Source organism: Vibrio sp. L85 (assembly GCF_963871815.1).
Classification (GTDB): domain Bacteria; phylum Pseudomonadota; class Gammaproteobacteria; order Enterobacterales; family Vibrionaceae; genus Vibrio; species Vibrio harveyi.
Map to the genome: position 1 here is coordinate 1 of NZ_CAWMYL010000178.1, position 2,867 is coordinate 2,867.

Annotated in this window: 3 protein-coding genes and 1 pseudogene; 3 read left to right on the plus strand and 1 reads right to left on the minus strand. The window is 44.3% G+C overall.

Annotated features, from left to right (window positions below; translation table 11 throughout):
- Nucleotides 1-330 precede the first annotated feature (330 nt).
- Nucleotides 331-723 (plus strand): pyridoxamine 5'-phosphate oxidase family protein, encoded by a 393-nt coding sequence (locus AACR11_RS19450; protein WP_000084745.1) that lies wholly within the window; start codon nucleotides 331-333, stop codon nucleotides 721-723.
- 152 nt (nucleotides 724-875) lie between these two features.
- Nucleotides 876-2,000 (plus strand): ISAs1 family transposase, encoded by a 1,125-nt coding sequence (locus AACR11_RS19455; protein WP_079325022.1) that lies wholly within the window; start codon nucleotides 876-878, stop codon nucleotides 1,998-2,000.
- A 291-nt stretch (nucleotides 2,001-2,291) separates the two neighbouring features.
- Here AACR11_RS19455 and bleO read toward each other — a convergent pair whose 3' ends face one another.
- A complete protein-coding gene (gene bleO / locus AACR11_RS19460) occupies nucleotides 2,292-2,678 on the minus strand; it encodes a bleomycin binding protein (RefSeq protein ID WP_063102497.1) in 387 nt (128 codons plus the stop codon).
- 5 nt (nucleotides 2,679-2,683) lie between these two features.
- Here bleO and AACR11_RS29885 point away from each other — a divergent pair.
- Nucleotides 2,684-2,867 (plus strand): annotated as a pseudogene (locus AACR11_RS29885) (hypothetical protein); the annotation flags it as partial.

Consider the following 2,867-nt stretch of genomic DNA (forward strand, 5'->3'; position numbering starts at 1 on the left):
TTTGAATAAGACAAAAGGCTGCCTCATCGCTAACTTTGCAACAGTGCCCAAGGAAGTGTATGAAAAATGTCTGGTATAATAAAGATATCATCTTGAAAATCGAGTGTTGCTCTGTGGATAACTTGCAGGGTTTAATAAGTATCTTTACTCAAAAGTTGCAATCAATAATTTATTGAAAAAGATTGAAAGGTGGTGGTAAATAATGTTACAATGTGGGAGTATCAGTTTAAATTCTTCGTGAAATAGTGTTCTTTTAAGCTAATAAAAAATGCACGTGGAATTTAGGTCAAAGAAAAGTAAAGAAAAATTTATTTATGGAGGTAAAAAAGGATGAGTCAAGTTGTTGATTTTTTAAATGAAGCAAAAACTTTTTATTTTGCAACCGTTGAAGGAGACCAGCCAAGGGTCAGACCGTTTAATGCAGCCATGGAGAGGAATGGCAAGGTCTATCTTGGTACAACCAATCAGAAAAAAGTTTATCAGCAGTTATTGGCAAATTCAAAGGTGGAAGTCTCAGGTATGGCAAAAGGAAAATGGATTCGGCTCACCGGCGAAGCCGTAATTGATGATACCGTGGAAGCAAGGGAAGCAATGCTTGAAGCAAATCCGCCTTTGAGAGATTGGTATAGCGCTGATGATGGGAAATTCACCGTATTTTATTTGAAAAACATGCAGGCAGTTTTATATTCCTTTACAGGAGATCCGGAGATATTAGATAATTAATCAAAACATGCAGCCCAAGTGTAGAATGAACTGACCCCCATAAGTTAGACCAAAAATCCAGGGTGAGATCGCGAACGTTTTTTGAACATGCGCGAGCAATTTGACCTGACGTTCGCGCTGTGATCTTATACTCCCTTTTTCGGGAGCCCTCCATGACCATCGATGTATTTTGCCAGCATTTCGGCAGTATTAAAGATCCTCGTCAAAGCGCTAAAGTAAGCTATCCGTTGTTCGATGTACTGTTCCTTACCGTATGCGCAACTATTGGCGGAGCCAGCGGCTGGGAGGATATCGAAGATTTTGGTGAAGCCCACTTCAACTGGCTACGTGAAAAGGGGCTGTTTACGTCAGGCCTACCAGTACACGATACCATTGCCCGATTGATTTCACGCCTCGACCCAACGCAGTTCCAACAGTGCTTTAGCAAGTGGATGCTGGCGGTGAGTGAGCAAACCAATGGACAGCTAATCGCAGTAGATGGCAAGGTGCTCCGCAGCTCCTATACACGGGATGACCGCAAGTCTACGATACACATGGTCAGTGCGTTCGCCACTGCCAATGGCGTCGTGATGGGGCAAGTAAAAACGGATGCCAAATCCAATGAAATTACCGCTATCCCCGAGCTGCTCAATGCACTTGAAATCAAGGGGGCACTGGTGTCGATAGATGCCATGGGTTGCCAAACCGATATTGCAAAAACGATAACGGACAAGGAAGCCGATTACTTGCTGGCAGTGAAAGGCAATCAGGAAACCCTCTACAAAGCTGTGCAAGCCCAACTGAAACCCGTTATTGATGACCCCATCGTGTGTATTGAGAAAGGCCGTGGTCGCAAAGAAGCGAGAGCCTATGCGGTGCTACCTGCCACCGAGCTGGCGGAAGAGTTCGCGCATTGGCCTGGGCTGAAAACGCTCGGTGTTGCAATGAGCTATCGCTTAGCGGCTAACGGCAAAGAATCACTAGAATACCGCTACTACATCAGTTCGGCAGCGCTGAGCAAAGAGCAATTCGCTGATGCGGTACGCGGTCATTGGGGTATCGAAAACAGCCTTCACTGGGTGCTGGATACATCGTTCAACGAAGATGACTGCCAAATCTACCGAGAGAACGCCGCTGAGCTGTTGGCGATTATCCGCCATATGGCGCTGAACTTGCTGCGACAGGAAACAGGTAAAAAGGCCAGTATCAGGCGTAAGCAGAACATTGCGGCAATGAATACCGCTTACCTTGAACAGGTGCTATCGGCAGGGTTCTCACGGGATGAGAGCAAAAAGTGACCATTCACGCTCTCACCCTGACCAAAAATCTAACTTATGGGAGGTCATTTTTTATGGCAAAATACAGTTATGAATTTAAGTTACAAGTTGTTCAAGCATATTTAGATTTTTATTTTGTCCGTTTTGTCTAGCTTACCGAAAGCCAGACTCAGCAAGAATAAAATTTTTATTGTCTTTCGGTTTTCTAGTGTAACGGACAAAACCACTCAAAATAAAAAAGATACAAGAGAGGTCTCTCGTATCTTTTATTCAGCAATCGCGCCCGATTGCTGAACAGATTAATAATAGATTTTAGCTTTTTATTTGTTGAAAAAAGCTAATCAAATTGTTGTCGGGATCAATTACTGCAAAGTCTCGTTCATCCCACCACTGATCTTTTAATGATGTATTGGGGTGCAAAATGCCCAAAGGCTTAATATGTTGATATAATTCATCAATTCCCTCTACTTCAATGCGGCAACTAGCAGTACCAGCAATAAACGACTCCGCACCTGTACAAACCGGTGAATCATTACTACGAGAGCGCCAGCCTTCATCACTTGCCTCCCATAGATGAATCCGAACCTCATTACACATTAGAACTGCGAATCCATCTTCATGGTGAACCAAAGTGAAACCTAGTTTATCGCAATAAAAACCTATACTCTTTTTAATATCCCCGACTGGCAATGCCGGGATAGACTATTATTCTCCCCGGAGCCACTACGCTGACCCGGTTGATTTCAGAGGTAAGGGAAAAGGCGACGTTGCGCCTGTGGAACAAACTGGCACTGATACCGTCAGCCGAACAGCGTTCACAGCTGGAGATGCTGCTGGGGCGGCACTGTTGCAAAGTTAGCGATGAGGCAGCCTTTTGTCTTATTCAAA